Source organism: Caballeronia sp. M23-90 (genome assembly GCF_053574605.1).
Genome location: NZ_JBSIPA010000034.1, coordinates 21495 through 27842, shown reverse-complemented (window position 1 = coordinate 27842; position 6348 = coordinate 21495). Strand labels below are relative to the sequence as shown.

Annotated in this window: 5 protein-coding genes; all 5 read right to left on the bottom strand. The window is 61.2% G+C overall.

Annotated features, from left to right (window positions below; translation table 11 throughout):
- A partial coding sequence (locus ACRXB1_RS06095) for a glycosyltransferase family 2 protein (RefSeq protein WP_449491451.1) occupies window positions 1-962 on the bottom strand: 962 nt, incomplete at its 3' end.
- Window positions 963-977: 15 nt separating this feature from the next.
- Complete coding sequence (locus ACRXB1_RS06090) at window positions 978-3200, bottom strand: polysaccharide biosynthesis tyrosine autokinase (RefSeq protein ID WP_375507767.1); 2223 nt, start codon at window positions 3198-3200, stop codon at window positions 978-980.
- A gap of 35 nt (window positions 3201-3235) precedes the next feature.
- Complete coding sequence (locus tag ACRXB1_RS06085) at window positions 3236-4411, bottom strand: polysaccharide biosynthesis/export family protein (protein ID WP_449491450.1); 1176 nt, start codon at window positions 4409-4411, stop codon at window positions 3236-3238.
- Window positions 4405-4860 (bottom strand): low molecular weight protein-tyrosine-phosphatase, encoded by a 456-nt coding sequence (locus ACRXB1_RS06080; protein ID WP_062170217.1) that lies wholly within the window; start codon window positions 4858-4860, stop codon window positions 4405-4407. Before ACRXB1_RS06080 ends, ACRXB1_RS06085 begins: the two co-directional genes overlap by 7 nt.
- A 92-nt stretch (window positions 4861-4952) precedes the next feature.
- Window positions 4953-6344 (bottom strand): UDP-glucose dehydrogenase family protein, encoded by a 1392-nt coding sequence (locus ACRXB1_RS06075; protein ID WP_062000107.1) that lies wholly within the window; start codon window positions 6342-6344, stop codon window positions 4953-4955.
- Between the last annotated feature and the right edge of the window lie 4 nt (window positions 6345-6348).

Below are 6348 nucleotides of genomic sequence, written 5' to 3'. Positions count from 1 at the left end.
GGCATGGCACGCGTGCCGATGGCCGCGTACCAGTACCAAGCGACATGCCGTGCGATGGGACCCAGATGTTCACGCAACACGAGATGCACGTTGTAGGCGGTGTCCGCCAGCGCGCCGAGCGTTTGCGAGAATCCCGGCATGGCACGCGTGCCGATGGCCGCGTACCAGTACCAAGCGACATGCCGTGCGATGGGACCCAGATGTTCACGCAACACGAGATGCACGTTGTAGGCGGTGTCCGCCAGCGCGCCGAGCGTTTGCGCATCGCGACCGTTGTCATCGAAACGCTCGGCCGGAAAATGATCGACAGCGACGCGCGGATCGTAGACCATCTTCCAGCCCGTGCGCTTCACGCTCAAGCTGAACGATAAATCGTTGCAAGGCTGCGCGCCCTTGCCTCGCAAGCGGGTATCGAAGCGCAACTGGCCGACAGCCGCGCGCCGGTAAATCATGTTCGCGCCCTTGAGCAACCAGACTTCGCGCGGCGCGCCAACGCCCAGATGATGGTTGCCGATGATCTTCCCCGAGCGGCGGATCTGGCCAACCTCGGTGCGTTCGCCATCGAGCAATGAACCGTGTTCGAAGACCCAGTCGCGGCCGCCCAATGCGCCCAGTGACGCATCGCCGGAGAAAGCTTCATCTATGCGTGCAAGCCAGTCGATTCGCGGTGCCGCGTCGTCATCGGTGATCGCAACGATGTCACCGCGCGCTGCATCGAGGCCACGGTTCAACGCCGCGACCTGACCGCCGAGTCCGGTTTCGATCACGCGCAACTCGAACGGATTTGCCTCGGCCATTTCCCTTTCGATCGCGCGATGCGTGGCATCGTCCTCAGGCCGCGCGACGATCAGCACTTCATCGGCCGCGCGCGTTTGTGTACGCAACGCCGCGAGGCATCGCTTCAGATCGGCCGGACGGCGATACGTCGGAACCAGCACGGAAATAGTCAGGGTCGATGTCATGCGCGCTCCGATGCGTCAAACGTTCAGGTAGTCTTCAACCGCTGCGTAGTGCCCGCGGTTATAGCCGCGCGAGCGCTGCGCCATGCCGTTCATGATCGCGCCGGCGAGCGGAATGCCCGCTGTGCGCAGACGCCGGATGGCATCGGAGATTTCCATTTCATTGTGCGCGCCCGAGCGCATCACGAGGAAGTTCGTGCCCGACAACTTGCCGATGATCGATGCGTCCGTCACCGCGAGAATCGGCGGGGTATCGATGAAGACCACGTCGTAGACACGTCCCAGGCCATCGAGATATTGCTGCAGGCGCGGCGACATCAGCAGCTCCGACGGATTCTCCGGGCGCTTGCCTGCGGGCATGAAACTGAGCAACGGTGTGCGCGTGGTACGTATTGCCTGTTCCAGTCCGATGGTTCCAGCAAGCAGTTCGGCCAAACCATTCGCACGATCGAGGCCGAACGACCGCTCGAGTTTGCCGCGCCGCATGTCGGCATCGATCAGCAAAACCTTTTTACCCGATGCCGCAAGCAGCACTGCCAGATTCACCGCCAGGAAACTCTTGCCGACGCCCGATGCCGGGCCAGTGAGCATCACCGTATGGTTGCGCGCTTCCATGAGCGTGAATTGCAGCGACGTGCGCAGGCTGCGCATGATCTCCACGCAGACGTCGTTCGGGCGCATGACTGCGAGAATGGGCAGGACACGATCGCGATCACGCTCGGTACGCTTGGCTTCGGCATCGAGCTTCGTTTGTTCCACGCTCAGCGGCACGAGTCCGATCAGCGGCAAACCAGCCAGGCGCTCGACCTTGTCCGGGTCCACGATGCCCTTGAACATCGCGCGGCGCAGGAACACGAAGCCCGTGCCGAGGATCAGTCCAAGGATCACCGCAGCCGACATGATCAGGAATTTCTTCGGCTTGATCGGCGCGCCGGGGCGCAAGGCGGCATCGACTATATGCACGTTGCCGCCCGTGCCGGCCTTCTGCACCGACAATTCCTGCACGCGGTTCAGCAGCAGCACGTAAATGTCCTCGGCCACCTTTGCATCGCGTTGCAGCGATACAGCCTTCACTTCCGACGCCGGCAAGTTACGAAAGCGCTCGCCAAACCTCGCGCGTTCCGCTTCGAGCTGACCGAGTTGCTGCTGCGCCACGATAAGCGCCGGATGAGCACTGTTGTAGCGCTGATTCAACGTCGCAATCTGCAACTTCAGTCCGGATATCTGCGCCTCGTAGCTGATGCTGCCTTCGAGGTAGACCTTGGCTTCATCGCTGGCGTTGATCGAACCGGACTTGCTTTGATATTCGGTCAGCGCAGCCTCGGCGTGCTCCAGATCACCCTTCAAACGCGGCTGTTCGCTCTTCAGGAACGCGAGCATCTTTTCGGCATCGGCTTGTTTGCTTTCGATGTGCTGATGCAGATATGAATCAGCCAGTGCATTCGCAATTTCCGCGGCGCGTGCCGGGTCGCCGTTCTCCAACGATATTTGAATGACGCCCGTCGCCTTCCCCTGCTCCGCCACCGTGATGCCCGACTGAAACGACGCGATGGCGTCCAGGTCGTTCGCCCGCAGCACGGTGAAGCGCGTGCCGGGACGCGCGACGAGTTTCGCCACGTTGATGTTCACGCCGTTGCCGCTTTCCATCGTGCCGACGGTGCCCTCAAGCAGCATGCGGCCATCCGGCGTCGCGAGCGAATAGCGGTTGTTGGCAAGCGCGGTCAACGTGAGCTTCTGCCCTTCGAGCGGCTGCACGACTTCAATGGAATCGATCGCCGCCTGCTCACCGCCCCAGGCATACGAGCTCATTCCAAACCACGGCTTCGACGGCTTGCCCGGCGTCGCAAGGCGCCCTGCCAGGCTGCCGAGCAGCGGCACGGTCATAGGTGTGACGGAGAAGTTGAGCTTGCATTGGGTGACAACGGGCGCAACCACCCCACGGCTCTTGATGATCTCGATCTCCGCATCCGTCGGCAGCGCGCCCGACGAATTGCCGATAGCCGCGCCCGTCTGCGTTTGCGTGAGCGCTTGCGACGTGTTGTCGGATTGCTCGACACGCACATGGGCATCGGCGGAATACACGGGCTTGGCGACGTAGCAATACGCGCCAGCTGCGAGCACGATGAACGCCGCGATCCCGATCAGCCACCAGATGTCGTCGATGATCACCTGCAGCAACTGCCCGAGAACGACGTCCTCTTCTTCTGTCTTGCCCTGATAGGAATGTGCTGGCGTGCTCACGTTTCAATCCCGGTTGATATGACGCGCATTGACGATTAACGCGTCAGTTGCTTCAGGTAGAAGATTGTCTGCAGAGTCGGCAGGACCTGGTTGACCAGACGGTTGAACTGCACCGACCCGGCCGTGCCCACATACACCACGTCGAGCGGTTGCAAACGGAATTGCGTGGACAGCAGCAACGAGTCCGGTTGCGTCAGGTCGAGCCGGTAGATATCGGGCGATTCGGGTTTTTCTCGCGCACCGCGCACCACAAAGATCTGCCGCGCGTTGGCGTCTGTATCGAGAATGCCGCCGGCTTGCGTGAGGGCATCGGCGATCGTGAGGCGGCCTTTCATCATCGATACAGGCAGCGGCGTCTTGACCTCACCCATCACGAATACCCGGCTGTCCGTGCGGTCCGGAATGTTGACGATATCGCCTGCCTGAAGCATCACGTTCTGATCTATTTCACCGCGATCGAGCACGCCGTCGGCATCGAGTTGATACAGCTTGCCGTTGCGCGTAAGACGCACGCGTTGCAGGTCGGCGTCGGCAGTCGTTCCGCCGGAACGCGTGATAGCATCGACGAGCGTAAGCGGCACGTCGCTCATTGCAAGCGGCCCGGGGGTCTTCACTTCGCCCGTCACCGACACCTTCTGGCTTCTGTACGCAAGCACGCGCACATCGACCTGCGGCTTCTTGAAATACGGCGTCAAGGCTGCTGCAAGCTGATCGCGGATCTCGCCTGCGGTCTTGCCCGCCACGCGGACCTTGTCGAGAAACGGAAAGAAGATCGTGCCGTCGGGAGAGACGGTCTGACCGAACGGATCGGCCTGGCCCGGCAACGCCGTGGTGTACGGCTGCGCGAGCGCGCCGGCCACCGTTTGCGTGGTGTTGCCACCGGCAGACAAGGTCTGCCCCTGCTGCGTGGTCAGTTCGGGATGATCCCAGACCGTGACGCCAATAATGTCCTGCGGCGCCACGCGATACACGTATTGCGCCGGATCGGCAAAACGCGGAGGCGGCAACGGCGCGGCTGCAGCCGGACGATTTTGCTGCAGGATGACATCGGCCGAAATCAGGCGCACCGGATAGGTCGCGGTCGGCGTGGGATCGTTGTCCTGCAGGCGCGATGTATTCAGGCTATAGCCCGGCAGGGCGCCACAAGCCGACAGAAAAGTCGTCAGCGAAAGGACCACGGAAACAGTAAAAGCTAGAGACCGGTTCACCATATTTTATTCAGCCATCCCTGGACCAGACGTTCAATAAGCCCGAAGCTCTCGCGATAGGCGCTTTCATGGCGACCATATGGATCGATCACTTCCGAGTCTTCCCACTTTCCGAGCAAGTGCACCTTGCCGCGCGTGACCGGTTCCATCTCCTCGATCGCCGTGATGTGCTTGCGTTCAGGTACCAGAATCAGATCGACTGCACGAGCCATGGCGCGATCGAGCTGGCGTGCAGCATGTCCCGATGAATCGACGTCGCATTCCATCAAGAGCCGCGACATGGTCGTATCGATAGCGCGGCCCTCTTGCGCAAAGAGCCCTGCCGATCCGAACTCGATTCCGCGTCTCGCATGTTTGTTGACCATCCGGGCCGAGTGCGCGCGAAACAGCATCTCGGCGACGGGGCTCCGGCAGACATTTGCATGGCAGACAATCAAGACGCTTTGAAACATGTGGGCGGTGTCCGTGAATATGTTCGATACTGCGGCGCATGGCGCGAGCACCGGGTCCTTCGGCCGGTCTTCGCGCATGAGAGTTCTACGGGTTAAGCCGTGACCGGCGACTTGGCCGCTTGCCGGACGCCGCGCCCGATCGCGTGATATTCAATACCGATCTCAGCCATCGTTTCCGGCTCGTAGAGATTGCGGCCATCGAAAATAAGTGGTGTTTTCAGGCGGCGTTTCATGCCATCGAAGTCCGGGCTCTTGAACGCCTTCCACTCCGTCACGATGATCAACGCATCCGCGCCATCGAGCGTATCGGCGTGGTCCTTTGCGTAGCTCAAACGCGCGAGTTGCTCGGGGGTATCGCGCAGATCGAGCGCGATCACACGTTGGGCTTCGTCCGTTGCGACGGGGTCGTAGGCGCTGATCGTCGCGCCGCGTTCCAGCAGCGCCGCGATCAACACGCGGCTCGGGGCGTCGCGCATGTCGTCGGTATTCGGCTTGAACGCGAGGCCCCACAGCGCAAATTTCTTGCCGCTCAGATCATTGCCGAGGCGTGCAACAATCTTGTTCGCAAGCGTCTGTTTCTGCGCCTCATTCACCGATGTCACCGCCTTCAGGATTTCCATCTGCTCGTTGTGCTCGCCGGCCGTCTGGATCAGCGAGCGCACGTCCTTCGGAAAACACGATCCGCCATAACCGCAACCCGCATACAGGAAGTCGTACCCAATGCGCGGATCGGAACCAATACCGCGACGCACCGCTTCAATATCCGCGCCCACACGATCCGCGAAATTCGCGAGTTCGTTCATGAACGAGATGCGCGTGGCAAGCATGGCGTTGGCCGCGTATTTCGTGAACTCGGCCGACCGTACATCCATGTAAAGCGTGCGTTCGTGGTTCCGGTTGAACGGCGAATAAAGACGCTTCATGCGTTCGCGCGCGCGTTCGCCGGGGACATCGTCGTCACAACCGAGCACGATTCGATCGGGCCGCGTGAAGTCGTCGATAGCCGCGCCTTCCTTCAGGAACTCCGGGTTCGACACCACGGAGAACATGTGTGTCTCGCCGCGCTCGGCGAGTTCATGATCGATCGCCGCTTTCACGCGGCGCGCGGTACCGACGGGCACCGTGGATTTGTCGACGATGACCTTGAAGTTGTTCATGTAACGGCCAATGTCGCGCGCCGCAGCGAGCACGTATTTCAGATCGGCGGAGCCGTCTTCGTCGGACGGCGTACCGACCGCAATGAACAGCACTTCGCCGTGCTCGACAGCAGCTTTCACATCGGTCGAAAACGTCAGGCGCCCCGCTGCGCGATTGCGCGCAATGACTTCCTGCAGGCCCGGTTCATGGATCGGCACGCCACCGCTGTTGAGAATGGCGATCTTGCGTTCGTCGAGGTCAAGACAGAACACGTCGTTGCCGATGTCGGCGAGGCACGCGCCCGTCACGAGGCCTACATAGCCGCTTCCGATGATGGTGAGTTTCATAGCA

Coding starts and splice junctions, on each gene's coding strand:
- ACRXB1_RS06075 (WP_062000107.1), bottom strand. CDS start 6,344: ATGAAACTCACCATCATCGGAAGCGGCTATGTAGGCCTCGTGACGGGC.
- ACRXB1_RS06080 (WP_062170217.1), bottom strand. CDS start 4,860: ATGTTTCAAAGCGTCTTGATTGTCTGCCATGCAAATGTCTGCCGGAGC.
- ACRXB1_RS06085 (WP_449491450.1), bottom strand. CDS start 4,411: ATGGTGAACCGGTCTCTAGCTTTTACTGTTTCCGTGGTCCTTTCGCTG.